The sequence below is a fragment of the Lysinibacillus phoenicis genome (assembly GCF_047238325.1).
Lineage (GTDB): Bacteria > Bacillota > Bacilli > Bacillales_A > Planococcaceae > Lysinibacillus > Lysinibacillus irui.
On sequence record NZ_JBDFMP010000002.1, the window covers coordinates 1,582,642 to 1,607,892 of the forward strand.

Here is a 25,251-nt window from a genome sequence, read left to right on the forward strand (position 1 = left end):
ACATCAAAATTACCCTTTAAAAAGCCACCCTTTACTTTAAGTACTAAAAATTCTCAAGCCTTAAAAATTCTAAACGACTTCTGAAATCTCTGTCTTAATAATAATTATGTTTTTTGGCTTTAAGTCTTCTATATCTTCTCTTTACTACAAGGTAAGTAGCAAAGAGTTTTTCTAGTCATCATTAACTAAATCAGGGAAACTTAGTAAAAGATGTTTACAAACAACTTAAAGATGGATATAATTACAAAGTAATCAAAAAATTCTTAAGGAGGTCGAATGAAATGATCGTTATCGTTAAATTGATGTCATTGGTAGTTACAACTTCAGTAAAAATGAAACACACACATTCGACCAGATCGGAATGGATCGCTTAAGGTTTTTTATATTTAAGCATACCCATACCGCAGGGAGAAGTGTGCCCCTGCGGTATTTTTGTGCCTTTTTTCACCGTAGGGGAGTCTCTCTACGGTTTTTTTGTGGTAATTTAAGGAGGTGATAATAAATGATATTAAACATTTTTGCTCTCACGATAACCATTACAAAACGTGAGATCTCTCTTGAGAAAGCACTTCATGATGAATACGTGAAAAAAATCTTTGAAGAGAACCGAAGAAAAGTAGAAAATTATATTCGTATTCGTCAATTTTAATTTTGTTCTTAAAAAAACATGAAAGGTGGGAATTGAAATGATTTATTTAATTAAAAGACGACATGCAGTTTTATGGCTGGAGAAAGACACAACCACCAGATGAAGTAATATAAAGTGACAATATAGCTATTTAATTTTATAACCAGTAAAGCTAACCCGTTCTAACCTAGGACGGGTTGCTTCAGAAGGTATTCTGCACTTTTTTCAGCGATATTTTACACATACAACTTGATGTAGTTTAAGAAAATGCGGAATTACAATGTTAGGGAAATTCTAATTCTAAAAAGTGTAATTCCTCGATACTAAAATTAAATTTAGGAATTTTTTCTTAATTCCATTATTCTGCCCCGTTATCCATCCATGTAGCGCAAAAACAGCGCCCTTTAATGGGATAACTAACTAAATACGCTATGCAAAGTACTCATTGATTAGTTCGTACAGAAGGTGAGCTTTGCCACACTTTCTGTACTTTTTTATTCTTGTGAGTTAATTGGTATTGTTATTTCTAGTTCTGGAATGTATTGAATGACTGGGTCACCATTTTCATCCTCTTGATATGTTCCTTTTGGGTAGTCATTATAAAGATGGATATATGGTTTGATCGTAATAGCTTTTGGTAAAGTTTCAAATGGATGTAACCGTAAATCCATAATGAGATCGCTATTTCCTTTATTTGTCTCACGTCTACCATTGCCATGAATTAGTTTTAGTTCATGCCCTTGTTCATCATAAACTTCGATACTTATTCCTTCCCGGAAATCTACAGAAGTTGATTTATCAAGCAAGGCTATTCTTGTCGTAATACTAGTTGTAATAGGAGTTAGCATAATTTGTTCAATAGTAAACTGATTATTCTTGTACTTTCTACTTATATTAGGTTGTAGGTTTACATAGTTACCAATATCACTCACTGGAATATCCATTTTAAAAGGTTCAGAATCCCAGTTATTGTAGCAGATAATGTCAAATTAAATTGCTTTGGAAAAGGACTTCCACCTTGGTTTTTCAAATGTGCAAATTCAAGAATTACGGAATTATTATCCTTACTTGGTTGTCCAAAAACACCACTAAAATTGGTGTCATTCAGTGGTTCACCATTTAGTAAAAATTCAATATTACTCATTTGATCTGATAAACTTTCTTTTGAATATTCACCTTCTATATGATGGCGTTCAATCCCAATTACAACCCGTGTACCGTCATACACTACTTCTGTTACATTTAATGTAAAGCCTTCATGCGTAGCGCTTGTATTCAATTTTGTTGAGAGTCCCTTTTCATCTGCGGCGTGTAAACCAAGATCCCCTGTAAATTTAAAAACAGATGATAATAAAGGCACTTCTTTCATCGTCGCAGCCATCGTTGGTGAAATTAAACCTGTAACAATAATCAAACTAAAAATCATTGCTACAGTTGCTGTAACTCCTAAATATTTCTTTACGTGAGATGGCTTTTCTTTACAAATTTTTTTCAATATACGCTTTTCCCATTTCTTTTTTTCGAAGTTTGTAAGGTTTTGTTCTTCATACTGTTCCAAATCTATATTCATATCATTTAAATCTTTATAAATAGACATATTCTCACTCCTCACACCCCATTTTTTTGAACTAAAATACTTTTAAGCTTTTTACGTCCTCTGGAAAGCTTGTTATAAACCCAAGACTCTTTCGCATCAAATTCTTTTGCTATTTCACTTGAAGGGGTTCCTTCTAAATAGTATTTTTCAAAGATTTTCCGCTCACCAGCTGACAATTGCTCAAGGAGTTCCTCAACGCAATTTTCTTCTGATGGTTGTTGTGCTTTTACCAAGCAATCATCAATTTCTGAAACTAAAAATTGCTGATTTTGTATGGTAATTTGTCTTCTTTGATAATCAATTGCTTTATACTTTGCAATCGCTGCAATCCAATGTTTGAATGAATTTTTCTTAGGATCAAAGGAATGAATATTATTCCATATCGATAATAAAACATCATCAAGGCATTCTTCATAATCTTGCTGCTGGTAATTTAAATGACGTTTAATGATTGCTGTAAGTAAACCACCATACTGATTAATAATAAAAGGAATTGCTTTTTCATTTTTTTTCTGTATGTGTTGTACAACATTGTTCTCTGTAATTTTCAATTGTTCACCCCGCTCAATGAATATTGGTACCTATTATGTAATACGAAATGAATACGATAAATCTATCACAAAAGAAAAAAATAATAACATAAATGTTAAATTTGAAAACCTACAATCCTTCACAATCTTATCTATACTCTAAGATAAAAATCCAATTTTTTAAGGTATTGTTCAACAATCTGGCCCTTAAATGGAAAAAGACACATTCCTTATTAAAGAAATGCGCCCGATTATTGAAGATAATTTCGAAAAGATAATGAAAATAAATATTAAATAAAGGAAATATCCTCTCGAAAGTAGAATATTACCCTACAACCATAATTAACTATTCCGATGAGGAGGATTCTTGTGCGTCCACGACCATTATTTATTGAAAATCCAGAGCATGATAGGTATGTTAGTCTTGTGCCAGATGGAGATATTGAAGAAATACTGAGTAAGCAACGAACTAAGACCCTTAGCCTCTTAGACAGCGTATCAGAGGAGTTTGCAAGCAAGACGTACGCACCAGGGAAATGGACTTTAAAAGAAGTGATTGGGCATATGACCGACTCGGAACGTGTGATGTCGTATCGAATGCTTGCCATTGCACGAAATGAAGGTGAATCACTCCCATCAATGGATCAAGATCAATACGTTTCTGCGGCAAACTTCAACAAATTATCTTGGGGACAGTTACTAGCTGGTTTAGACATGGTACGCTCCAATACGTTAAGCCTGATTTCAACTATTGATGAAGCTGCGTGGGTTCGTAATGGAACTGTAATGAACAGCCCAGTTTCGGTAGGTACCATTGCATATGGCATTGCCGGGCACGAGTTACACCATATGAAAGTGATTAGTGATAAATACTTATAAGTCTCTTTCTATTAATGAAAAAACCTAATTTCTCATTTTTAATACTGAGAAATTAGATTTTTTAATAGTGAAACTTCCTTTGCGTTATAAATCCACTGTTTTCCTGACGCTATCTCTATTTATAAATTCCTATTTTATATAATTTCTTATTCAATTATATGGCCCTATAACAAAAAAACACCCATTTCTACATGAGTGTCTTAATTGAATGAAAGTTTTTAAAAGTATTTACTGTATAAATCCTGTCTTAGCTTTCCGCTTAGCTGAGTGTATATCTTTGTAGTCTGACTCTTTTCATGACCCAGTAAACTTTGAATTCCATCAATTGGCGCACCGTTTTTCCCCCGGCTATCTGTCCCCTTCTGAAATAGAGACTGTGTAAAAATTCTTGCTGTTCACGCGAGCAATCACCTGACAGCGACTTCTCGGCCAATCGTAGCATTGCGCTAAGCAGCTAATCCAATCAGCAATTTCTTGATGTTGCAGTAACTCTTTGTCAATCATCGTATCCACGATATTGACCAACCGCTCATCATCTTCATCACTAAAAATATGTATTCCAGTAAGTAGCATGCCAGAAATAGCGACAAGAACCTCGTAGCATCGCAACGCTGCTTTCCTCGCACTGCACCAACTCAACAAAAACATCTGCACCGTGAGATGCGCCGTGAGCCCAGCCTCCTACTGAAAGGTAACCCCGCAGATCCTTCTCCTCATTGTAATAACGGAGCATTGCTTGCATTAATTGCTCAATTTCTTCTTGATTTAAAACTGGATTTTGTCTGCGGCGTTGTATAATCAAAGCGATAGGCAAGGCAGAAAACGTCCTTGTAAACCCAAATTATCCCTCCCCGGATTGTTAGACGGATAAAGGTTAATTAAGTTACCTATTTGTTCCATAAAGTGTCACTATTTATGAAGAAAGATGCTTTCCTTATTTCAGAAAAATGGCCCTTTAAAAGAAAAAGACGTGTTTCTAAATAAACGCACCCGTTTGTTGAACAAACTGGTTTTCCAGTCATCGCTGTACATGTTTTCTAACCATTTCAATAAACGCTTTGACCGCAGGAGACAGCCATTTGTTCTTATGATACATCAAATAAGTAGCAATTTTACCACCGGTTTGATACTCCATCCCCGATAAATTTTTTTCACTAAGCTCATTTTCCACCGTAACGTATGGCAGCATGGATATTCCAAGTCCACTGATTATTGATTGTTTAATGGCCTCAATACTCCAGAATTCAATTGTCGATTTTGAAGGAATATTATATTCCTGAATAAACTGTTCAAACAGAAACCGATAGCTGCACCCCTTCTCTGTGTAAAGTAAATTGCTACATGTATTATTCCAATCAAAATCATTCGGATACAAAAACATCATCCGTTCATCCCAAAGTTTTTCTGTCAGTATGTCTACATCATTTAATTCATTTCCCAATAAAAACGAGATATCTGCATTCCCAGTAGTTAATTCTTCTTTAAAATTCAATGGATCTAAATGATGCCATTCAATATTTACATTTGGATATTTATCCTTAAATTCTTTAATTATCGGTGGAAAACGATAGATCAATAATGCTTCAGGGGCCGAAATAACAATATCTCCACCAACCTCTCCATTTACGGAAGTGACTTCTTTTATATCTTTGTAAAGTTGAAGCATTTTATTGGAATAGGGTAATAGTTGTTTTCCGGTTTCTGTTAAAATGATTTGTTTACCGATTCTATCGAAAAGTGGTTGATCGAGTTCAATTTCAAGGGATTTAATTTGTGAAGTGATCGTTGATTGTGCATATCCTAGTTTGTCTGCAGCTTTTGTAAATCCACCAGTTTCAACTATCGTTTTAAAAGTTTTCAAATGGCGTATTTCCATTAACCAATTCCTCCTTCCAATCCATCAGAAAACATGATGGATATAATTCAAATTATCAATTTTATTAATTGAATGCAAATACTTATACTTGAAGCTATATTACATAAAGGCAGTGATAAATGATGAAAATAAATAAAGTAGGGATATTTTATGCTTTTATTTGGGCGAGTGGAGCAATCGCCACTAAGATAGGTCTTTTTTCAGCCAGCCCTTTGATTTTTGCTTCTGTACGATTGCTATGTGCAGGAGTTATACTGTTTTTGTTCGTATATATCTTCAGAAACTATCCATATCCTAAAGGGTCGGAATGGGCAAATTTAATAATACTTGGTATTTTAAATACAACTCTTTATGTTGGCTGCTCGTTCCTATCCCTTGCGTATGTGGATTCCACAATTTTTAATTTATTTATTACAATAAATCCATTTATTGTAGCTTTTCTTGCCTCCATTTTTCTTCATAGAAAGATAGGACAAAAAGAAATTCTAGGAATGGCCATTTCTGCATTTGGAATCATGATTGCTATTATTCCTTATTTAGAATCATTGAATGCCACATTATTTGGGCTAATTACTCTGGGAGTAGGAGTATTATCCATGGGCATTGGAAGTGTGTTTTATAGTAAAATACAACTGAATCTGCCTCAAATTGTCGTTAATACCTGGCAAATTATTTTCGGCAGTTTAATAGCAATCCCCTTTGTTTTCTTATTAGAGCCGGATTTTTATATTCAGTTTGATCCATATTTTTTGATCGGACTATTTTGGCAGGTTGTTATGACTTCTATTATTGCTATGATCCTTTGGTTTTACCTGCTTAAATTTGATGCTGTTAGAGCAAATAATTTTTTATTTCTAACACCTATTTTCGGTTACATCTTATCGGCAATATTCTTAAATGAGATGCTTACTGTTTACCATTACGTGGGTGCTTTATTCGTTATTGCAGGTACGTTCATTAGCCAGTCAATGAAAAAACGACAACATGGAAAAACATAGCTCGTCTAAATATCAAAGAAAAAATTAAAAAAAGTTGCATATCGAGTTATTTCTTGAAGTGAATTATTCTTTAAAACCTAACAAAAATCTTGGCTACTTACTTCACTATTAAGTATAACTGTTAAAAGAAATAAATTTTATTTTTGCACAAAGGTTTTTCAAGATAATGGACCTATAACAAAAAACACCCATGTCTACATGAGTGTCTTAATTGAATGAAAGTTTTTTAAAAGAATCTACTGTAAATAAAAGTCCTGTCTTAGCTTTCCGCTTATTCATGACCCAGTAAACTTTGAATGACATCATTTGGCGCACCGTTATTAATCATATGCGTTGCACAGCTGTGTCGTAATTGATGCGGAAGTATACTCTTTTTTATACTAGCACGATTTAATATTCTTCGATGTGTATTTTAACTACACGACCAATAACGAGGTTCGATAATCCCGGTCCTTCCCCAAATGTTAGCATATTCTCCAACACACATTCCATTTGTATGGGACTTTCTTTCACTCGATATGGCAACACTTTCGAGCTGGCAACAGGTGTTAAGCCGGACTCTTGAAACTCATCTATATCTGGTGCAAATTCTATGGATGTTTCATGCATTTTCGTTAATTAAGCACATTTTCGATTTTAACAATTTCTCCTGTAATTGTAGGCTCTACATTTTCAGTAGAGAAACGTAGTAACTATTAAGCCCAAGAAATATGTATAAATTTAAAAACTTTTTAGTAAATTCATATAGTGGGGTTTTATTTTTATTGTTACGTTGAATGGAGGGGGAAGTTATTAAGAAGAAAATAATTATCATATTTTTAGTCTTAATATGTGTATTTTTCGCAGCTTGGAGGTTAAATAAACATGGTAGTATTTTGGAATCGACGGTTACTAAAAAAGTGGATAGAGAAGAATTTATTTCTGAAGGAGTAAATCCCGGAAATTCTAGTGATTATGACATTAAACTAACAATGGATAAGAACGAAAATTTGCAATTAGAAACAACTGCTTTAATCAAAAATTTATCTACCGATGATTGGGAACAATTAACTTTCTATTTTATACCAAATATATTTACAAAAAGTGTTTCACCCGAGCTGGAAAATCCCTCTACGGTTAATTTTCATAACATATCTATTGATGGAAAAAAAGTCGTTTACACATTAGAAAGAGATACTTTAAATATTCAACTTCCCCATAAGTTGAAACCTTATCAAGAAGTTAAAGTTTATTTTTCCTATGAACTCACCTTTCCTGAACAAGGCTTAAGATTTACAAAGAGTAATAATGGTAATTTTCATTTAGCTCAATTTTACCCAATGCTTGCAACATATAGGAACTCTCGGTGGAACAAGGAGTCTTACCAAGATAGAGGAGAGACTTACCATACTGGATTTAGTAATTTTAAATTAACATACGATATTCCGAAAGGTTTCACCTTTGTATCTTCATCTGATAAAGAAGTCTTTCCGAGTTCAAACGTTGGTTCCATTGAAGTAAAAAATATAAAGGAAATATTTGTCGCTATTTTAAAAGATCCTATACTTGTGGAAAATGATGGGGGCCCTTCCGTTAGAGTATTTGGATTTAATGAAAATAAAGAAAAACTATATCGAGAAATAGCAGATGAGGCTATAGCTGCAATAAACTATTTTGAAGAAATTATGGGGCCTTATCCTTTCAAACAATTTGATATTATAGTAGATGGAATGGGGATGGAGTATCCAGGAATAGTTACAGTTGGTTCGATTTATAATACTGGTCCTAGTAATTCTCAAGAGCTAAAAAATATGGTGATACATGAAATTGCTCATCAATGGTTTTATGGGATCGTTAGCAACGATCCTTATAGTGATGCATGGTTAGATGAAGGTTTCGCAGTATTTGCAGCGAGTTTATTCAAACTTGCGAAATTGAAAGAAGCTGAAGATTATAATTCAATGTACAGACCAGATCCTAATTTAGAATTACCAGTAAATTTACCTCTCGATCAATATGAATCCAACATGAGTTCCTATGTCTATGGAAAATCTGCTAGAAAGTTATGGGAATTATTTAAAGATAATGGGGAGGTTAAAGAAGCTGAAAAATTTTTAAGAAGCTATTACCATTTTTATAGATATAAAGAAGTTGATACTAGAGAATTTGTGAGATTCGTAAAATACTATTTTGATTTAAAAGATGATACCCTATTTGAGGGTTGGTTAGAACAAGAAAAATAAAAACTAATATTTAAAGAGAAGCAAAAAAGCACCCTTTAAGGCTACCTTGAACTTTAGATAAAAGGTATCTAGAAGAGCATTCTTTATACCTTTTTTTGTCATTTTTATTTCTCTCATTTAGATTACTCTTTTTAGAAGTAGCGTACCCTTTAACATCCTGCTCAGTTGGTTTAAGTGAAAATCTTCACAATTTCTTTGCCTATAACGCTTTTCTTTAAATATGTTATTCAAGAAAATGGCCCTACAATACAAATGGGCACATTCTTAGGAAAGAATGCGCCCGATTGTTCAAGCTTGTTATCTAACTAAATCACTCTATAGTTTAAGTGAAACTGTTCACAAATTGTAATCAGTGTTTTAAGATCTCGGATAAAGCCTGTTCCTCACCATCTAACATCGAGGTAACGATTGTCATAAAATCTTCCGCTCCAATTTCAAAATGACCTCGACGGAATGTAAACCCCCAATTGCGATTTCCACTCGTAAAAGTGAGCTGGTTTAACAACAATGCAATCTTAACTTCTCGACAAGGAATATATCGAATATCTCTGCGAAATGGCACAAACGACTCCGACACTTGATGTTTGTAAGTTCCGTTGTCCGTAACCTGACCAATAGCAGTAAATGCTTGAACTGGCTTTCCTTTGGACATGTCTGTGCGAGGAGAATAGTATATCAGCCAATCACCTGGAGACATTTTACGCAAAGGTGATGCCTTACCGTGACACAACTGTGCAAACCCACCTTCTTTGGCTAAATTCACATGAGAAGCGGATACAACGCCAATCCAATATCTGCTTTTCTGACTAGTTATAGTCGACATGACGAATCCCCCTACTCTTCAAATGCTAAACTCGTTTTCAACCGATCCAGTTGTAAAAAATGATGTCTGTAATGCATTTCAATTAACAAAAACCATTCCTGCGCGTTTAATGCACCGAACGCCGGATGAAGTATCTTGTTACTTTCAGGCGATTGATGTAGAACTGACTCTGTATTCCTCATCCTTTCCACTACACTGTGAAGTCCTTCTACCAAATGCTCCATGCTCTCTGGTGATTGCGGAGTATAATTCGGCGAAGCAGGGACCTTAATACGAACAGCAGGAAATTGTTCTAGTTTAAATACAATCTTACCTTGCTCAGTTTTTTCCTTCGCTGGGTTCAATGTCGATTCACTGCCAACTAAACATTGCTCGACATTATGTAGATGCATGAAAGCAGATTGAATTAAATGTACATACATCTGTCCAATGGACCAATCTTCTTCGTTCAGCTTTCTATGTAATTTATCCATATTAAGTTTTGTTAGTTCTGCCAAATATCTTTCTACTGTAAGTTCAAATGACTTCAATACTTCCTTTGTACTTTTCATCCTTCAAGCAGCTCCTCTTCATCTTGGTATAATCACAGTATAAAAGAACACTACTGACAGGTGTTTGTCAGTAGTGTTCTAAAATTTTTTTCGCTACTTCCCGAATCTTGAAGCGTAAAGATTTCGGTTCAATCACCTCGATATCTCCGCCCCAGCCAAGTAAATGATGTAATATTTCCTCTGGATACCGAACACGAAATTGAAAGATTACATCCTCCTTCCGCTCCTCAATGGATTCAATATAAAAATTAACTGCCTCTATGATTTTGTCGGCAATTTCGGGGTTTGCCCTAATTATTATACTTTCGTCTCGATTGTCAGGTGGCCGATAGCTACTTAGGTCAAAATCATTTGGTAGAAGAAATTGTTCTTCCAACATAGAAAGTTCGGTCATCCGGGACAAGCGAAAATGACGCATTTCCTGCCTCATATCACAGTATGCTAGTAAAACCCAATTTTCATGGACAAGTGTTAATCCATATGGAGAGACCACACGTTTATTTTTCCGATTCCCATCTGTTCCTGGCATTTTTTTAATATACATAAAACTGATTTTGCACTGTTTCAAAATGGCATCGCGAACTTGATTAAGATACGTTTTTACCCGCGCTTCAGTTGATTGCTCACCTATATGAAGGAGTCGCATTGTTTCCCGAACAAGCCTTGACTCGTTACGAACTGACTCCGACAAAGTAGCCTCGATTTTGCGTTTAGCGGACTTTGCATAAATACCATAATCTGTATCCAACCTTTGCTCGATAAAATCAGCTCCCATGAGCAGGGAGACGGCCTCTTCTGCTGTGAACCTAACCGGGGGTAGAAAATATCCTTCAATTAAGGAGTAACCCAGTCCAGGGGCGCCTAAAATTGGAACCCCAGCCTCACTTAATGCTTGAATATCCCTATATATCGTACGCACACTTGTCTCAAATTGAGAAGCTAAATCTTCTGCTCTCAGTGTTTTGCTTCGCTGTAATTCAAGCGTGATTGCAAGCTGCCTCTCAGTTTTGTTCATTTTTTTCCTCCACCATTTCTGCATTCTTTCACGGTACTTGCCCAATAGTTGAAGAGAATCCGCTTCACAATGTATTTGGCCTATACCCTTGGATACGTTTGTATGCCTCATAATGATGCCAAAGTTTGCTTAGAATCATAGCACAACCTCTTTTTAGAACAATTAATAAGAGTTGCTTCCATTAAGAGTTTTTAAACACCGTTCAACTAGATTTTCCCGTTAACAACACGTATTCACCCTTAACACTGTACAACTTAAATTTTAACATGATTATCCAACACTCTTTTCTATAAAGATGTATTCCATTAATGTCCCTTTAAAGGACGCTTTCCTAATAATCGCGCCCGATTGTTGAATAAAGATCACTTTACTTTCTTTTCTAATTCACCAAGTTTCTTGAATTTATTATCATAACTTTGTCGTTGAATTAGATTGTTTAACCAAAAATTTGCCCTTTCAAAATCCTCACTTTTAATAAATGTTTCAATGGCTTTCTTAAAGTTTTCATGGTAATTAAAATTCACATACACCATTAGTTCAAGCCCTTGATGGAAGCAATCCGAAGCTAAATTAAATTCTTTTGTTTTTGAATATAATATCCCTAAATAAATAAAACCACTTGATTTCTCTTCTTTGCTGAAATTTGGTTGTTTGGTAGACAAATTTAATATCCGGATTGCCTTTTTTCTCATGAATAAAAGCTCATAGGCATTTGCTCTATAAACATAATCCTCATACTTTCTTAATGGTTTGATTAGTGAAATTATACTTATTAAGATCAGTCCTTTATAAATTATTCTTTGTTCTATTGAGTTCACTTTGTTGATAATATTTATTTTCTTCTCAACTAAATAGCTCAAATAATATAAAAGCCACAATTCTACACAAGAAACGTGCCCGATTGTTGAAATCGTTTTTCTTATTGTACTAACACATCTGTTCGTTAAGTGTAACTCTTTACAATTACTTGATATTATATAGGTGAATAGAAAGATAAATTGAATTTAGTTAGTTGTAAAAGTAGATTATTTATATTATTCTCTTATAATTTTTCAAAAAAGGAGAGTTTATGAAAAAGATTATAGTTTTTGTATTATCGATATTTATATTATTCTCAGGATTCTCAACACAAAGTTATGCGTTGTCAGATTCGAAATCTGCGGCAATACAAGCGTTGCTAGAAGATGCCACTCGTATATCAGGTGTGCCGGGAATGTCAATCTCAATACTTGCTGATGATGAAGTGTTCTACTTTTCTTCAGGGTATGCTGACCGTGAAAAGGGGTTGTCTGCAAGTGAAAATACACTCTATGAGTTAGCCTCGGTAAGTAAAGCTTTTACTGGTATGGGTATTATGCTGTTAGAAGAGCAAGGGCAGCTCTCAATGACTGACCCTGTCCAAAAATATTTACCTTGGTTTACGTTAAAGTATCAAGGGAAACCTGTTGATATGCAAAGCCTTACACTAAATAACTTTCTTCACCATACCAGTGGTCTAACAAATATTAGGCATAAGGTTCAAAGTATCCCACAAGGTAATACACCGGATATGTTGCAAAAGACTGTGGAAATGCTCGTAGATACTGAATTGGCATTCCCTCCCGGTGAACAGTATAACTATGGAACCGTTAATTATGACGTGTTGGGTTTGGTTATTGAGATTGTATCGCGACAAAGTTATGAAGACTTTATGAGGGAACAGGTATTTCAGCCGTTAGGTCTACACCATACGTATGTTTATAAAGAAGATGCTGAAGCTACTGGACAGTTGGCACAGGGCTATCGTTCTTCCTTTTTTATGACAACTCCATTTAAAGCTCCGGATTATGCTGGGAATAAGCCCGCAGGCTACATCATTTCTAATACAAAAGATATGGCGCGTTGGATGGGCATACAGATGGGTATTGTGCAGGACATACCCGAAATATTTTACACGGTTATCGAAAAATCACATAAGGGTGATATGTCTGTTTCGGCTGTCAACGATATGTATTATGCGGCAGGCTGGTCGGTAAACGCTGACCAAACGATTATAGAACACACTGGCGGCAACCCAAATTTCAGAACCGAAGTAGCCATACTGCTAAATGAACGAATAGGCGTCTGTTTGTTGAGCAACGGCGCAAATACCAATATAAACTTGGTCCTAAAAGTGAAAGATATAATAGACGGCAATCTAACTCAGTCATATGAAATAAGCGGCACACAGCTTTTGGATATCGTTTTGTCGTCTATCACTATTATTCTTTGCTTATTGGCCGTTCTGCTATTTCTCTTAGGATTACGCAGAAGGAAAACGAATGAGCGCCGGCCAATGACAAAAAAGAGAATAATTGTAACAGTTATTTTCCTGATCGCTACGATTTCCCTTGGTATACTGTGCTGTGCTATCGATTGGTCCACGATACTTATTTGGCAAACATACAGTGTTCTTACAGCTATGATTTCGTCAGCATTATTAACAGCAAGCATTACATGGTTTGTATACACTCACCGATAAAATACCTCGCTCCCAAGATAAACATAATATTAAGTAACTAAATTAGAATTTATCGGTATGCTTATTTGAAAAACATAAGACACTTCGGTGTCTATTTTAAAATCATCGACATTTTTCCCAGTCAAACCCAAAGACACATTCCTTATTAAAGAAATGCGCCCGATAATTAAATAAATAGTTTTACTATTCTTTTATGACTTTATTGTAAACTTAACAACTTTATTGTTACAAAAAAATTCAACTCTCCAAATTTCTATAAAGAAACTAACTAAAGAAAAAACACCTAGATGTGAATTGATAAAATGCATTACGCTGTTTTTTAACCTAAAATATTTTAATTGTCTAATATTTTATAATTTGTTTTTATTTCAAATTCAGAAACCGCTTTAATTCACTAAAGAATTATAGCATTATATCTATTTAATTTTTATTATTTCGCTTAATTTGAATATGCCTACCTTTATTTCATCGAGTGAAGCATACCCATAAGAGATTCGTATAAACTGTCCAGTCTTTTCTGCATAAATACTACCAGGATTTAGAAGAATATTATTGGAAAATGCTTTTTCAAATAGCCTTTTTACTTTGAATTCAGGTTTTATTTTTACCCATATGAACAAACCACCTTTTGGGATGTCCCACGTAGCATAAGGACTCAAATATTTATCCAGTGCATCTAAAGCAACTTTTCTACGAACCCTAAGTTGTTCTCTTACTTTATCAAGATGACTATCATAGAAATTACTAGATAACCACTCTGCGGCAACGAGCTGGGAAAGAGTACTTGATCCATAATCGGATTGCATTTTTAAATCCGCTAATCGATTAATAACTGACTCCGAGCCAACTATCCAGCCAATTCGTAATCCTGGACTAAGGGTTTTTGATAAACTCCCAACATATAATACATTTCCATAAAGGTCCATTGCTTTTAGTGGTTTAGGTGGTGGGTTATCAATCCATAAATCGTGGTACACATCATCTTCTATAACTGGCAGCTGCTCTCTTTCACAATAGGCAATTAATTTCTCTCGTCTCTTTTCTTGCATTAAGGCGCCTGTAGGATTATGAAAGGTTGGAATCGTATATAAAATATTTTTTCCTTTTTCCTTTGTCAAATAAATTGAATCGATGATTAGCCCCTCCTTGTCCATCGCTAACCCTTGCAACTCCATCCCCGCAGACTCAAAAACAGTCAACGAGTAAAGATAGGACGGCATCTCTAGCAATACCGTAGAACCTCTTTTTAGTAATCCAATTGAAATTAAATGTAAAGCTTGGAGCGCACCTGAAACTACGAGAATGGACGAAGGTGATGCTTCGATACCCCTTACCTTTAAATAGTCACTAATGGCTTGGCGTAATTTTAAATTACCTTTCGGCTCTTCATAGCCAAACGAGGTCAATTGATTTGATATTTTTTGAACGATGAATTTCATCTCTTCTAAAGGGAACATTTCTGGTGATAGCTCCCCCTTACTCAATTGAATGAGATTCGTATCCGATTCAGCCTGATTAATTTCCTGCACCATAGATACACTGGGTTTATGAATGCCTAAAGTGACGTTTTCATTCCAGTTAGTCGAGTATTTTGCCCCCATCAAAGTCCAAGTATTATTGGTGACGACTGTTTCCTTCCCAGCTTTACCTTCTAGTAGCCCTTCTGCCATCAGCTCCTCTAACGCCGTTATGACTGTACTACGATTAACCTCAAACTGTTTTGCCAAATTACGTTGACTTGGTATGGGACTTCCAATCGCCCACTCCTCTTTAGCAATTTTTTCTTTTATAAAATCAATAATCAATTGATATTTTGGTTTTTTCATTAGTAATTCCTCTTCTGACTGGTTGGTTTTTTTCATTTTAACCGGTTGGAGAAGTTTTAGCAAAAACCTATTAATATTGAAATTATAAATTTAATTGGTTGGAGAAGAGGTGTATTCATGTTTAAAACACTTGATTTTAAGATTATTTCTGCTCATTTCATAACAATCATTTTATGGGCATCAGCTTTTCCAGGAATACGAGTTGCATTGTCAGCCTATTCGCCTGAACATATTTCATTATTGCGGTTATTAGTAGGCTCATTTGTCTTAATCATCATTGCAATTATTACAAAAACCCCTTTGCCTGAGTTAAAAGATATCCCTATTATTTTATTACTTGGCTTTTCAGGTTTCACCGTGTATCAAGTAGCCCTAAATTATGGAGAGCAAACAATTAGTGCTGGGATTGCGAGTTTACTTGTTTCAACAACTCCGATATTCACTGCTTTGTTAGCTGTATTCTTTTATCGTGAGAAGCTTGGATTATGGGGATGGCTTGGTTCACTTATTGGTCTTTGTGGTGTAGCATTTATTTCTGTTGGAGATTCAAATGAAAGTTTTTCACTTAATTCTGGGGTTATGATCGTTTTAATAGCATCCCTTTCAGAAAGTATTTATTTTGTTTTTCAACATCGATATCTAAAAAAGTATGGGGCTTTTCCCTTTACGATGTACGCAATTTGGTCAGGTACATTTTTTATGCTACTTTTCTCACCTGGTCTAAGTGAAGCAATTATGGATGCCCCGTTAAATACAACATTAGTCATTTTGTATCTTGGAATCTTTCCAACAATCATTCCTTATTTTACTCTAGCTTATGTTACCTCACGAACTGGAGCAGCTGAAGCAACAAGTACACTTTATTTAACCTCTGTTTTTGCATTTCTTATCGCATGGATCTGGCTTGGTGAAGTTCCACAATTTTCTGCAATAACTGGGGGCTTAATTACTTTATTAGGTGTATTTATTGCAAACATAAAAAAAGAAGAAATGATTAAAGAAAATAATTCTCAAAGTTTAAACTAGTGATCAATAATTAAATTGTTTTGGTTCACTTTAGATTGATGACAACAAGTATGAGAGCAGTAGCACTTTATACATGTTGTCATTTTTAATTCTTCGATTGATAAAAAAACTTTATCAGTAAATAAAAAGACTCCATTTTGAAAAAAGATTGATCAAAATGGAGTGAATCTTTATTTTGCTCTATATTTCAACAATAATATCCAATGAAAATGTTAATCAATAATCTGGCCCTTTACAAGAAAGACGCTTTCCTTTTTCGAGAAAAGCGCCCGTTTGTTGAAGATACAAAATTTTAACGAAACTATAGAAATTTCATTATTTAGTATGTATTTATTTTATCTCTATTGGTACTTTGTTCAATCATATCTGAAATAAAAGTATAAATATTCGGAGGATATTCAGCAATACGATGAACTACATATAAATACCATTCACTACCATATGTTACATAAACTTTAGTCTGAATATTATCCTCCTTTAAAGATCTTAATAGGTCAGGTCGAACCCCATCTAACATCTCTACTTCAACATTCGAATTATAAAGAAATCCTTTTTCTTTTAAGTCCATCAATATATTTTCATCATGTGTAGCAACAGATAATGGATGATTACTATCTATACACATAGATACAAATTCTATATACCGTTTATTTAACTCTTCGGTTCTTGGAATATATATACCTTCAGACTCTTGATAAGCCCCCTTTACTAAACGTATTCTACCTGAGGTTTTCAATAGTCCATTTAGGTCAATAGAAGAACGCTTCAAATGAACTTGTAATGTTATCCCAACATTTGAGAATGATTTTGATATTCTTTTATATAATGATAGAATTTTATCCGTTTTTTGTGATTCTTCCATACTTATCATTAGTTGAATATTATGCTGTTGTGCTTCTTTTGCTAATTCTTCTAAATTGGTAAATGCTACTTCATCAGAAATCATCATTCCGATATGAGAAAGATCAAATGATACGGTAGCCTTCATTTGATTATACCCAAGATCTTTTATTAATTCTTTGAATTCATTTTTGGCAAGCATACATTCTTCTAGGGATGTTGTATTTTCGCCAATAAATTCTAATGAAACCCGATACCCTTTGTTATATAGATTTATAACACGCTCTATCCCTTCCGTACGTGTTTCTCCAGCCACAAATCGGTTAGCACCTTTAATAAAAATCGGAAAAAGTTCTTTTGAATTTTGAAAATAGGCTTTTAGTTCTTGATCTCTAGCAATCGATTTGAGAGCTTTGGAAAAACGTCTTTCTTCATTAAGCATAAAATAATCACATCCTAATTTTTATCTTATTTGGGTTTACGTTTTACGACGATGACTTTTTATACGCGAAAATCAAATTCCTACATTAAAGTTGAATCTCAAATGAAAACGGTAATTACTGTGGGGAATTTATTAAAGTAGATCATTTTTCATTCTGAATAAAAATATCCCTATATTGTCCGGGTGTTAATCCAATAAACCCCATAAAGAAATTACTAAAATGACTTTGATCTACAAAACCCGTCTCTATTGCTGCATCAAGTGGTTTTACACCATGTTCCAATCGTTTCTTTGCTTCATTAATACGCACCGTTTGTAAGTAACGATACGGGGTAATCCCCCGAATTTGGGTAAATGAGCGTAACAAAGAATATTTGTTCATATTAGCTATCTTTGCTAAATCATCTAAAGCAATATGTTCTGCATAATGTACTTCTAGGTAGTGACAAACATTTTCAATTTCTTGTTTAATAGCTCTTGGTTCTGTATCTTCGATGGCTTCGCTATATTCCTCAATAAGTTGTTGAATAAGAAAATAGAAAGTTTCTTCTTTCTCAAAATCTGTTATTTCATCCATAATCATCTGGTGAAGATTATGCAACAATTGAGCTTTTTCACTACGACAGGCAACAGGAGAAGCAAAGGAAGGAAGATAATCTTGCCCTGTAATCTCTTTTGTAACTTTTCGCATGATTTCAGGCTTGATATTCAAGCAGCGATAGTCTAATTTTTCGTTGTCAATTGATTCACAGGCATGATTATCCAGTGGGTTAAAAAATATAATATCACCGGTACCTATTACATATTCTTCGTTCTTACAAGACAATCGTCTTTGTCCACTCTCTATAAACCCAATCACATAATATTCATGGAAGTGGTTCGGAAACTTTTGCATGATACCTTCAAAACGATAAGCTTCTATTTGTAAATCATAATCAAAACGTACAGTTCTTTCTTCTTGTCCCATATGAACACCCCCTTTTGATTTCTGATAGTTAATGTAGCACATATGGTTAAGGTACTCTTGTAAGATATTGACTAAAAAAATGGCAAGGCAGATTAAAAAACTGCCACACTATTCTTTTTATTCATATTTAAGGTTTTCCTTTATACCACCTTTCTTCATTGGAAGAACTAAAAAAATTATTTCTTTCAAGACAAAAAAGTTACCTTAATCCATAAAATTGCCCTTTCCATCGATAATGGAAGACTGTTCAATACTTTTAAGGGCCACCTAGCTACTTACAAGAGATATTGCAGAAGAGCTTCTTAGAAAGTTTAAGAGAAATTATCCTCTCATTCGTCTTTTAGGTGAATTTTTTTGATTTTTATTGACAAAAAATAAAAAACAACATATAGTTTTAAAAAAACCATTTTAATAAAACTAATAAAAGGAGGTTGATCATGGATGTATGAACTTCTTGTTCTTTCGCTATTAATGAAATTTCCATTACATGCTTATCTTATCTCAAAAATATCTAATGACACCATTGGCCCATGGGAACAAGTGAGCAGAGGAACGCTTTCAACATTGTTAAATAAATTAGAAAAAGCTGGTCTAATTCAAGAGGCTGATCCAGCCACCGTCCCTTTTCCGACCGAACGACCATCTCGTACTTTCGAAATAACTAATAAGGGGAAAGATCGTTTTTTTGAGTTGATGATGGATACCAAAAAAAACGTTGGGAATTACCAAAAAATTTTCCACATAAAGGCGATTTATCTAGAGTTCTTAAGCGAAGAAGATCAGATCTATTTGGTTAATCACTATATAAAATATTGCCAAACAGCAATTGAGCATATCAAGTCGCAGCAATTAGAATTTGACGAAAATCCTGAGCAAGTGAAGTCCATACAAGGTACCTCATTTTATTCGGCCATCAAGAGTTTGATGCGTCTAAATACAGAGCAGTGGAGTCTGGAAAAGCAATGGGCAACTCATCTTAAGGAACAAATTATGATGAGCATAAAAAACGAAAAAAGAAAGGATTATTAAAATGACACAAGAATGGAAAAAAGATAAAGAAGATATAAACATTTTGTTTAATGAATTGTTTTCTGCATGGAGTCATGGGGATGGAAGAGCTTTTGCGAATTGCTTTACAGAAGATGTAGACTATATCACTTTTTTCGGTCAGCATTTAAAAGGCAGGGAAGAAGTGGAGAATTCACATCAAGATTTATTTAATGGTGTTTTAAAAGGTTCGCAAATGCAAGGACGGATTACGAGCATTCGTTTCCTCAATGCTGACCTAGCTATAGTTCACTGTATAGGAAATACGAAAATGCCAAGCCAAAAAAATTATTCGGAGAAAAGGGCGTCCATTAATACGAATGTATTAGTTAAACAAAATGGGGAATGGAAGATTACTTCCTTTCACAATTGTCGGATCAAAGAACCAAACTTTTTAATCAAATGGTTTATGAAAAAAGGTAAAAAGGTACAATGATTTTCATGGTTACCTTATTTTATCATCACAATAATCTCGCTCCCTTCTCTAATTTCTTTAATTTACGATTAAATTAGGAATTCAACAAAATAAAAGCAAATATCCTTTTTTAATCAACCTTCCCTTTTAATTAAAAAAGGATATTTAAACAACTTTATTATTTTTAAAGGACTATATTGTTACTTAATACTTTAACTATAGAAGACGCATTCCTTACTATAATCTGCACCCAAAATTTAGATTTGTGTCTATCATTTGTGGTGCAGATTAATTTCGGAAAAGCGCCCGATAATTGAAGGAATATTTTTCAAGTTTTAGGGGTAAACTCGCTTTTCTTCATATAAATTTATTGTGTTTCTAGCCTTTATAGCTAATTTTTCCTGTCTCCAATAATTCTTTAAGTCCCATAAACATTAAATTCCAGCCATGTTCGGTACTGTCATGCCATTCGACAAGGGCTTTTTCTATATCAGATTCTGACCAATTCTTTTCATGAGGAACATGAATAACTTGTTTGAATGTCATCTCACAGCCTTGTTTAAGTTCTTTTAGCTCAACTATAATCGTATCTTCTAATTCGCTGAATTGTGGCATTTTAAAAGTGAACACGATTTTTTTCGGAGGATCAATTTCAAGGTACTCCCCAATCGCACGGTAATCCTTCCCTTCCCGATGGTCAACAATTTCCCAAGTACCACCAACTTGCGGATTATTTTGTGTTATCTTATTCGTCCCTTCCAATGTAAAAAACCATTTTCTCATCATTTCTGGGTTCAACCATGCATTAAAAACTCTTTCAGTCGATACATCAAAAATTCTTATCATTATTAAAGTGGTTGTGGAAACGTCACTCATACATTCACTCCTTTATGTAAATTAATGTACTTTATTTTTTGCTTTGAATAATTCACTTTCCAAAAGATTGAAACGATTGTTCCAGGACTTTTCATAAAACATTCCGTTGCTTGGGATAATGATTCCTTGTTTAACCGACATAAATGAATTCTTCCATTTACACTCCTTTCAACAAGTTTTGCCCGCTCCAGAACTTTTATATGTTTTGAAATACTAGTCAAAGACATATCAAAGGGCTCTGCTAATTCAGAAATAGTCCTTTCTTTTTTGCGCCAACATACGAACTATTTCACTTCTTGTTGAATCAGCTAAAGCATGAAAAGTTACATTTAAGTTATCTTTATTATGGTTAACCATGTGGTTAAATATAGCAACCTTTTAATTTACATTCAACCATGTAGTTAAATATTAAACATTCTAATCTTTCTGTTTCTACATTCTGTCCTCTTACAAAAAAACATATGAATATTGAATCTTCCACAATCTGGACACTTCCATAAATAAGGACGCTTTCCTTAATTTCAGAAAAGCGTCCGATTGTTGAAGATTGTTATTTAACTAAAGCCTCCGTTACTTTGGATGACCGCTAAAAGTAATCTGGAATATCAAGTGATATGGAGTCGATCTTATTTTCTTTTGAGTAATACATACAAACACTGTCGTTATATTTTTGACTATCATTAGGTAGTACAATAAAACCTAATCCTTTGTAAAATTCTATCCCAATATCACTATAAAGGAAAAAGTTGTTACAGTTTTCTTCCTGCTCTAGTTTATTTATCGTTTCTTTGACCAATAAAGAAGCATATCCTTTTTTTCTTAAATTTAAAGGAGTAGCGATTGAACCAAGCCCTTTTACAATTTGGTCTTCTGAAAGATTTAGTTCATATACGATGAGAGAGCTTAATAGTTGCTTTGTATCTGTTGCTTCAAGAACGTACCACTTTCCCTTTTTATACTTATTGGAAGCCTGGCACATAGTTATATATTTTTCATATGGCAGATTATCTCCCCAAACATCATAGCCCATCTTATAAACTTCTATCATATCCTCTTTTGTTGCTTCCCTAATTTTTTTCAAAGTACCTCTCCTTCTGTTTTATGCGGTTATACATTCTTTTCGACATTAAGATTATCAAAACCTCTATTCTTCTAAAGCTAAACTGCCCCATTATCTTAAGTACATTTTTTCAAAAACTCACATAAAAATTAATACAAAATACCATTTTAAATTTAGAAGTGTAATTCAATTAATTGGCCCTTTAATGAAAATGAGCGCCGATTCTTATTACAGAATCGCGCCCGATTGTTGAATATCTAATTGTTGATTTACTCCCTCATTTTTCATCATTAATTTCGATTTTATCCCTCCCTCGCTTATTCTGGATAACTTTGTTCTTTTGCCTTTGTCCAAACTGTAACGTTTTGTCCCACTTTTAAAGATGTAACAACATCTGTTGAAAACCAAATCGCATCTGGTATCCCATTTGGTAATTTTTTCGTTGTGCTTTCCTCTAAAAATCTATCATTTTAAATAGTTTCTCCTGTAATTGTAGGTTCAAACAGAAACGTAGTAACTATTAAGTTCAAAAAATATGTATAAATTTAAAAACTTTTTAGTAAATTCATATAGTGGAGTAAATTATTTTTATTGTTACGTAGATTGGAGAGGGAAGTTATTAAGAAGAAAATAATAATCATATTTTTAGTCTTAATGTGTGTATTTTTCGTAGCATGGAAGTTAAATAAACAAGATGATAATTTGGAATCGACGGTTACTAAAAAAGTGAAAAGAGAAGGATTTATTTCAAAAGGATTAAATCCTGGAAATTCCAGTGATTATGACATTAAACTAACAATGGATAATAACGGAAATTTCCGATTTGAATCAACCTGTTTAATCAAAAATCTATCTAACGATGATTGGGAACAATTAATTTTTTACTTTATACCTAATATGTTTACAAAAAGTGTTTCATCTGAGCTAGAACATCCCTCGAAAGTTGATATTCAAAACATTTCGATTGATGGAAAAAAGGTAAATTACTCACTAGATAAAGATACATTAAGCATAATGCTTATGGAAAAGTTGAAACCTAATCAAGAAATCAAAGTTAATTTTTCCTATGAATTAACCATTCCTGAAAAGGGCATAAGATTCACGAAAAATAATAGTAATTTTCATTTAGCTCAATTTTATCCAATGCTTGCCACATATAGAAGCCATAAATGGAACAAGGAAGTGTACCTCGATCGAGGAGAGACTTATCATACAACATTTAGCAATTTCAAATTAACGTATGACATTCCTAAAGAGTACACCTTGGTTTCTTCCTTCGACCACGAAGTATTTCCAAGTCTGAACAAAGGTTTACTTGAAATTCAGAATGTGAAGGAGATATTTCTAGCTATATTAAAAGATCCAATACTAGTAGAAAAAGAGGAGGGCATTTCTATTAGAGTATTTGGATTTGAAGAGAAAAAAGAGGAACTATATCAAGAAATAGTAGACGAGGCTACCTCTGCATTAAATTATTTCGAAGAAATTATGGGGCCTTATCCTTTTAAACAATTAGATATTGTATTAGATGGAATGGGTATGGAATATCCAGGAATTGTAACAGCTCATTCGATTTATAATAGTGGTCTTAACAATTCCAAGCAACTTAAAACTATGGTAGTTCATGAGATTGCTCATCAATGGTTTTATGGGATGATTAGCAATGATCCTTATAAAAATGCATGGTTAGATGAAGGCTTTGCAGAATTTGCTACTGGTCTATTTATGTATTCGAAATCGAAACAAAATGAAACTTATAATTCGATTTTCAGAATTGACCCAAAACGAGAACTTCCAGTAAATTTACCTCTTGATCAATACGATGAATCCAATATGGGTTCATATGTTTATGGAAAATCTGCCAGAAAGTTATGGGAATTATTTAAAGATAATGGAGAGCTTAAAGAAGCTGAAAAATTTTTAAAAAGCTATTATCTTTTTTATAGATATAAAGAAGTTGATACTAAAGAGTTTGTGAGATTCGTAAAATACTATTTTGATTTAAAAGATGATACCCTATTTGAGGGTTGGTTAGAACTAGAAAAATAAAAACTAATATTTCAAAGAAACGTAAAAAAGCACCCTTTAAGGCTGCAGTGAACTTTAGATAAAAGGTATCTAGAAGAGCATTCTTGATGCCTTTTTTTGTCATTTTTATTTCTCTCAATTAGATTCTTTTTAGAAGTAACGTACCCTAAATGTTCTTTAACTATCCTGCTCTTTTGGTTTAAGTGAAAATCTTCAAAATTTCTTTGCTCCATAAAGATTTTCTTTAAATGTATTACTCAAGAAAATGGCCCGTTAATATAGGAAGGCCTATTCTTTATTAAAGAAATGCGCCCGATTGTGGAATAAAGAAATACTCTACAAAAGTTATATCCCTTGATCCTTATTTAGTACTAAGAAAACAATTTTTAAACCTAGAACAAGGCATTGTGTTTGTGGTTAATGACCAATGCAATAATCCAATATGTAATGTATATAAAGGTAAACCTAAGCCCAAAATTATTATTGAAAAATAAAAATAACCAGAGAGGTAAAAATATGAAAAGAATATTAAAGTATCTACCTATTTTACTAATAGTATCGTTTTTATCTTTTTCACATTTTGCAAAAGCTGAGGACACGAATCTTGGTACTTTAACTGAAATTGAAAATAACGATAAAGAAAAATACGATCACATAACGATTTCAGTTGAAGAAAATAGAGATACAAAAAAGGAATACAGTTACAGCTTTAAGTATAACTATGATGAGATTTATGAGTTGTTAAAATTAACTGAAAAAGAATATGATACGTACTGGAAAGACGGGCTTTCGATTTCAGATATGGCTAAAGAACAAGGTATTGACAGGGATGTTTTAATGGAGTATTTTGTAACTTTCCATCATGATGTATTAAGAAAATGGCTTGTACGTGATAACGTACCTGAACATTTATACTTCACACAAGTATATCGTTTAAAAGATGTAATCATTGAATTTATTGAACGCAACCCAAATAAATAAAAAAAGGTCTCACGCTTTTCTTTTATTAAAATCAAGAATAATTACTGCCCGATAACTAAATATCCAATTAAAAAGTCACACATTATATAAGATATTAAGAAAAGGATAGATGAACAGGAATTAT

The 25,251-nt window shown here is 33.6% G+C and carries 26 protein-coding genes and 3 pseudogenes; 10 read left to right on the forward strand and 19 right to left on the reverse strand.

Features of this window, described 5'->3' with window-relative positions:
- Window positions 1-502: 502 nt before the first annotated feature.
- Entirely contained in the window at window positions 503-649 is a 147-nt protein-coding gene (locus ABC382_RS09615) for a YrzI family small protein (protein WP_274796140.1), read from the forward strand.
- Between the two features lie 473 nt (window positions 650-1,122).
- Here the strand turns inward: ABC382_RS09615 and ABC382_RS09620 are convergent, their stop codons facing one another.
- From ABC382_RS09620 to ABC382_RS09630, 3 genes are read right to left on the reverse strand one after another with little or no spacing between them, the layout of a single operon-like run.
- Window positions 1,123-1,572 carry a DUF5643 domain-containing protein gene (locus tag ABC382_RS09620; RefSeq protein ID WP_412926770.1) on the reverse strand — a complete coding sequence of 150 codons (450 nt, stop codon included), beginning with the start codon at window positions 1,570-1,572 and terminating at the stop codon, window positions 1,123-1,125.
- Window positions 1,557-2,225 (reverse strand): DUF4179 domain-containing protein, encoded by a 669-nt coding sequence (locus ABC382_RS09625; protein WP_412926771.1) that lies wholly within the window; start codon window positions 2,223-2,225, stop codon window positions 1,557-1,559. Before ABC382_RS09625 ends, ABC382_RS09620 begins: the two co-directional genes overlap by 16 nt.
- Window positions 2,226-2,236: 11 nt before the next feature.
- Window positions 2,237-2,776 carry a sigma-70 family RNA polymerase sigma factor gene (locus ABC382_RS09630; RefSeq protein ID WP_312505344.1) on the reverse strand — a complete coding sequence of 180 codons (540 nt, stop codon included), beginning with the start codon at window positions 2,774-2,776 and terminating at the stop codon, window positions 2,237-2,239.
- A 348-nt stretch (window positions 2,777-3,124) separates the two neighbouring features.
- Between ABC382_RS09630 and ABC382_RS09635 the strand changes: the two genes are divergently transcribed.
- Window positions 3,125-3,634 (forward strand): DinB family protein, encoded by a 510-nt coding sequence (locus ABC382_RS09635; RefSeq protein ID WP_322610346.1) that lies wholly within the window; start codon window positions 3,125-3,127, stop codon window positions 3,632-3,634.
- Between the two features lie 218 nt (window positions 3,635-3,852).
- Here the strand turns inward: ABC382_RS09635 and ABC382_RS09640 are convergent.
- The 3 genes and pseudogenes from ABC382_RS09640 to ABC382_RS09650 form a co-directional block, all read right to left on the reverse strand.
- Window positions 3,853-3,972 (reverse strand): annotated as a pseudogene (locus ABC382_RS09640) (integrase); the annotation flags it as partial.
- Window positions 3,954-4,469 (reverse strand): annotated as a pseudogene (locus tag ABC382_RS09645) (DUF2785 domain-containing protein); the annotation flags it as partial. The pseudogenes ABC382_RS09640 and ABC382_RS09645, both read right to left, overlap by 19 nt.
- Before the next feature lie 183 nt (window positions 4,470-4,652).
- A complete protein-coding gene (locus ABC382_RS09650) occupies window positions 4,653-5,510 on the reverse strand; it encodes a LysR family transcriptional regulator (RefSeq protein WP_322610345.1) in 858 nt (285 codons plus the stop codon).
- Between the two features lie 119 nt (window positions 5,511-5,629).
- Here ABC382_RS09650 and ABC382_RS09655 point away from each other — a divergent pair, with 119 nt between their 5' ends.
- Entirely contained in the window at window positions 5,630-6,508 is an 879-nt protein-coding gene (locus ABC382_RS09655) for a DMT family transporter (RefSeq protein ID WP_312505338.1), read from the forward strand.
- A 271-nt stretch (window positions 6,509-6,779) separates the two neighbouring features.
- Here ABC382_RS09655 and ABC382_RS09660 read toward each other — a convergent pair whose 3' ends face one another.
- Both ABC382_RS09660 and ABC382_RS09665 read right to left on the reverse strand, forming a co-directional pair.
- Window positions 6,780-6,905, reverse strand: a complete 126-nt coding sequence (locus tag ABC382_RS09660) for a tyrosine-type recombinase/integrase (RefSeq protein ID WP_313470774.1) — start codon at window positions 6,903-6,905, stop codon at window positions 6,780-6,782.
- Window positions 6,899-7,117 carry a flavin reductase family protein gene (locus ABC382_RS09665; RefSeq protein ID WP_312505336.1) on the reverse strand — a complete coding sequence of 73 codons (219 nt, stop codon included), beginning with the start codon at window positions 7,115-7,117 and terminating at the stop codon, window positions 6,899-6,901. The genes ABC382_RS09660 and ABC382_RS09665 overlap by 7 nt, the downstream gene beginning before the upstream one ends.
- Before the next feature lie 290 nt (window positions 7,118-7,407).
- On the opposite strand from ABC382_RS09665, the gene ABC382_RS09670 reads away from it, so the two are divergent.
- Window positions 7,408-8,730, forward strand: coding sequence for a M1 family metallopeptidase (locus ABC382_RS09670; RefSeq protein WP_312505334.1), 1,323 nt, complete (start codon window positions 7,408-7,410; stop codon window positions 8,728-8,730).
- Window positions 8,731-9,079: 349 nt separating this feature from the next.
- Here the strand turns inward: ABC382_RS09670 and ABC382_RS09675 are convergent, their stop codons facing one another.
- The 4 genes from ABC382_RS09675 to ABC382_RS09690 all read right to left on the reverse strand — a co-directional run bounded on the left by ABC382_RS09675 (window position 9,080) and on the right by ABC382_RS09690 (window position 11,811).
- Window positions 9,080-9,553, reverse strand: coding sequence for an EVE domain-containing protein (locus ABC382_RS09675; protein WP_274796131.1), 474 nt, complete (start codon window positions 9,551-9,553; stop codon window positions 9,080-9,082).
- A gap of 11 nt (window positions 9,554-9,564) precedes the next feature.
- Complete coding sequence (locus ABC382_RS09680; RefSeq protein WP_322610343.1) at window positions 9,565-10,104, reverse strand: DinB family protein; 540 nt, start codon at window positions 10,102-10,104, stop codon at window positions 9,565-9,567.
- A gap of 67 nt (window positions 10,105-10,171) precedes the next feature.
- Window positions 10,172-11,119, reverse strand: coding sequence for a helix-turn-helix transcriptional regulator (locus ABC382_RS09685; protein WP_322610342.1), 948 nt, complete (start codon window positions 11,117-11,119; stop codon window positions 10,172-10,174).
- 362 nt (window positions 11,120-11,481) lie between these two features.
- Window positions 11,482-11,811, reverse strand: a complete 330-nt coding sequence (locus ABC382_RS09690) for a hypothetical protein (RefSeq protein WP_322610341.1) — start codon at window positions 11,809-11,811, stop codon at window positions 11,482-11,484.
- A gap of 377 nt (window positions 11,812-12,188) precedes the next feature.
- Here ABC382_RS09690 and ABC382_RS09695 point away from each other — a divergent pair, with 377 nt between their 5' ends.
- The gene (locus ABC382_RS09695; protein ID WP_322610340.1) at window positions 12,189-13,619 is read left to right on the forward strand and encodes a serine hydrolase domain-containing protein; all 1,431 of its coding nucleotides are present in this window, start codon (window positions 12,189-12,191) and stop codon (window positions 13,617-13,619) included.
- Between the two features lie 416 nt (window positions 13,620-14,035).
- On the opposite strand, the gene ABC382_RS09700 is transcribed toward ABC382_RS09695, so the two are convergent.
- Entirely contained in the window at window positions 14,036-15,445 is a 1,410-nt protein-coding gene (locus tag ABC382_RS09700) for an aminotransferase-like domain-containing protein (RefSeq protein ID WP_412926773.1), read from the reverse strand.
- 117 nt (window positions 15,446-15,562) lie between these two features.
- On the opposite strand from ABC382_RS09700, the gene ABC382_RS09705 reads away from it, so the two are divergent.
- A complete protein-coding gene (locus tag ABC382_RS09705) occupies window positions 15,563-16,471 on the forward strand; it encodes a DMT family transporter (protein ID WP_312505324.1) in 909 nt (302 codons plus the stop codon).
- Between the two features lie 319 nt (window positions 16,472-16,790).
- Here ABC382_RS09705 and ABC382_RS09710 read toward each other — a convergent pair whose 3' ends face one another.
- Together ABC382_RS09710 and ABC382_RS09715 are read right to left on the reverse strand one after the other, a co-directional pair.
- A complete protein-coding gene (locus ABC382_RS09710; RefSeq protein WP_312505322.1) occupies window positions 16,791-17,753 on the reverse strand; it encodes a proline dehydrogenase family protein in 963 nt (320 codons plus the stop codon).
- Between the two features lie 142 nt (window positions 17,754-17,895).
- Entirely contained in the window at window positions 17,896-18,720 is an 825-nt protein-coding gene (locus tag ABC382_RS09715; RefSeq protein WP_274796123.1) for an AraC family transcriptional regulator, read from the reverse strand.
- A gap of 441 nt (window positions 18,721-19,161) precedes the next feature.
- Between ABC382_RS09715 and ABC382_RS09720 the strand changes: the two genes are divergently transcribed.
- Entirely contained in the window at window positions 19,162-19,749 is a 588-nt protein-coding gene (locus ABC382_RS09720; RefSeq protein WP_274796122.1) for a PadR family transcriptional regulator, read from the forward strand.
- Window position 19,750: 1 nt separating this feature from the next.
- Window positions 19,751-20,203, forward strand: a complete 453-nt coding sequence (locus ABC382_RS09725; RefSeq protein WP_274796121.1) for an SgcJ/EcaC family oxidoreductase — start codon at window positions 19,751-19,753, stop codon at window positions 20,201-20,203.
- A 357-nt stretch (window positions 20,204-20,560) separates the two neighbouring features.
- Here the strand turns inward: ABC382_RS09725 and ABC382_RS09730 are convergent, their stop codons facing one another.
- The 4 genes and pseudogenes from ABC382_RS09730 to ABC382_RS09745 all read right to left on the reverse strand — a co-directional run.
- On the reverse strand, window positions 20,561-21,058 hold the full coding sequence (locus tag ABC382_RS09730; protein ID WP_274796120.1) for an SRPBCC family protein: 498 nt from the start codon (window positions 21,056-21,058) through the stop codon (window positions 20,561-20,563).
- Window positions 21,055-21,285: an ArsR/SmtB family transcription factor gene (locus ABC382_RS09735; RefSeq protein ID WP_312505318.1), complete on the reverse strand. Its 231-nt coding sequence runs from the start codon at window positions 21,283-21,285 to the stop codon at window positions 21,055-21,057. The genes ABC382_RS09730 and ABC382_RS09735 overlap by 4 nt, the downstream gene beginning before the upstream one ends.
- A 359-nt stretch (window positions 21,286-21,644) precedes the next feature.
- Window positions 21,645-22,139, reverse strand: coding sequence for a GNAT family N-acetyltransferase (locus tag ABC382_RS09740; RefSeq protein ID WP_322610338.1), 495 nt, complete (start codon window positions 22,137-22,139; stop codon window positions 21,645-21,647).
- Between the two features lie 296 nt (window positions 22,140-22,435).
- Window positions 22,436-22,555, reverse strand: a pseudogene (locus ABC382_RS09745) (DUF3221 domain-containing protein); the annotation flags it as partial.
- A 154-nt stretch (window positions 22,556-22,709) separates the two neighbouring features.
- On the opposite strand from ABC382_RS09745, the gene ABC382_RS09750 reads away from it, so the two are divergent.
- Together ABC382_RS09750 and ABC382_RS09755 are read left to right on the forward strand one after the other, a co-directional pair.
- Window positions 22,710-24,167 carry a M1 family metallopeptidase gene (locus ABC382_RS09750; RefSeq protein WP_322610337.1) on the forward strand — a complete coding sequence of 486 codons (1,458 nt, stop codon included), beginning with the start codon at window positions 22,710-22,712 and terminating at the stop codon, window positions 24,165-24,167.
- Window positions 24,168-24,662: 495 nt separating this feature from the next.
- Window positions 24,663-25,127, forward strand: a complete 465-nt coding sequence (locus ABC382_RS09755) for a hypothetical protein (RefSeq protein WP_274796115.1) — start codon at window positions 24,663-24,665, stop codon at window positions 25,125-25,127.
- Window positions 25,128-25,251: the final 124 nt, after the last annotated feature.

What these genes read in the sequence shown, in the direction of transcription:
- ABC382_RS09615 (WP_274796140.1), top strand. Translation starts at nt 503, where the DNA reads ATGATATTAAACATTTTTGCTCTCACGATAACCATTACAAAACGTGAG.
- ABC382_RS09620 (WP_412926770.1), bottom strand. Translation starts at nt 1,572, where the DNA reads ATGGATATTCCAGTGAGTGATATTGGTAACTATGTAAACCTACAACCT.
- ABC382_RS09625 (WP_412926771.1), bottom strand. Translation starts at nt 2,225, where the DNA reads ATGTCTATTTATAAAGATTTAAATGATATGAATATAGATTTGGAACAG.
- ABC382_RS09650 (WP_322610345.1), bottom strand. Translation starts at nt 5,510, where the DNA reads ATGGAAATACGCCATTTGAAAACTTTTAAAACGATAGTTGAAACTGGT.
- ABC382_RS09655 (WP_312505338.1), top strand. Translation starts at nt 5,630, where the DNA reads ATGATGAAAATAAATAAAGTAGGGATATTTTATGCTTTTATTTGGGCG.
- ABC382_RS09665 (WP_312505336.1), bottom strand. Translation starts at nt 7,117, where the DNA reads ATGCATGAAACATCCATAGAATTTGCACCAGATATAGATGAGTTTCAA.
- ABC382_RS09675 (WP_274796131.1), bottom strand. Translation starts at nt 9,553, where the DNA reads ATGTCGACTATAACTAGTCAGAAAAGCAGATATTGGATTGGCGTTGTA.
- ABC382_RS09680 (WP_322610343.1), bottom strand. Translation starts at nt 10,104, where the DNA reads ATGAAAAGTACAAAGGAAGTATTGAAGTCATTTGAACTTACAGTAGAA.
- ABC382_RS09685 (WP_322610342.1), bottom strand. Translation starts at nt 11,119, where the DNA reads ATGAACAAAACTGAGAGGCAGCTTGCAATCACGCTTGAATTACAGCGA.
- ABC382_RS09690 (WP_322610341.1), bottom strand. Translation starts at nt 11,811, where the DNA reads ATGAGAAAAAAGGCAATCCGGATATTAAATTTGTCTACCAAACAACCA.
- ABC382_RS09695 (WP_322610340.1), top strand. Translation starts at nt 12,189, where the DNA reads ATGAAAAAGATTATAGTTTTTGTATTATCGATATTTATATTATTCTCA.
- ABC382_RS09700 (WP_412926773.1), bottom strand. Translation starts at nt 15,445, where the DNA reads ATGAAAAAACCAAAATATCAATTGATTATTGATTTTATAAAAGAAAAA.
- ABC382_RS09705 (WP_312505324.1), top strand. Translation starts at nt 15,563, where the DNA reads ATGTTTAAAACACTTGATTTTAAGATTATTTCTGCTCATTTCATAACA.
- ABC382_RS09710 (WP_312505322.1), bottom strand. Translation starts at nt 17,753, where the DNA reads ATGCTTAATGAAGAAAGACGTTTTTCCAAAGCTCTCAAATCGATTGCT.
- ABC382_RS09715 (WP_274796123.1), bottom strand. Translation starts at nt 18,720, where the DNA reads ATGGGACAAGAAGAAAGAACTGTACGTTTTGATTATGATTTACAAATA.
- ABC382_RS09720 (WP_274796122.1), top strand. Translation starts at nt 19,162, where the DNA reads ATGTATGAACTTCTTGTTCTTTCGCTATTAATGAAATTTCCATTACAT.
- ABC382_RS09725 (WP_274796121.1), top strand. Translation starts at nt 19,751, where the DNA reads ATGACACAAGAATGGAAAAAAGATAAAGAAGATATAAACATTTTGTTT.
- ABC382_RS09730 (WP_274796120.1), bottom strand. Translation starts at nt 21,058, where the DNA reads ATGAGTGACGTTTCCACAACCACTTTAATAATGATAAGAATTTTTGAT.
- ABC382_RS09735 (WP_312505318.1), bottom strand. Translation starts at nt 21,285, where the DNA reads ATGTCTTTGACTAGTATTTCAAAACATATAAAAGTTCTGGAGCGGGCA.
- ABC382_RS09755 (WP_274796115.1), top strand. Translation starts at nt 24,663, where the DNA reads ATGAAAAGAATATTAAAGTATCTACCTATTTTACTAATAGTATCGTTT.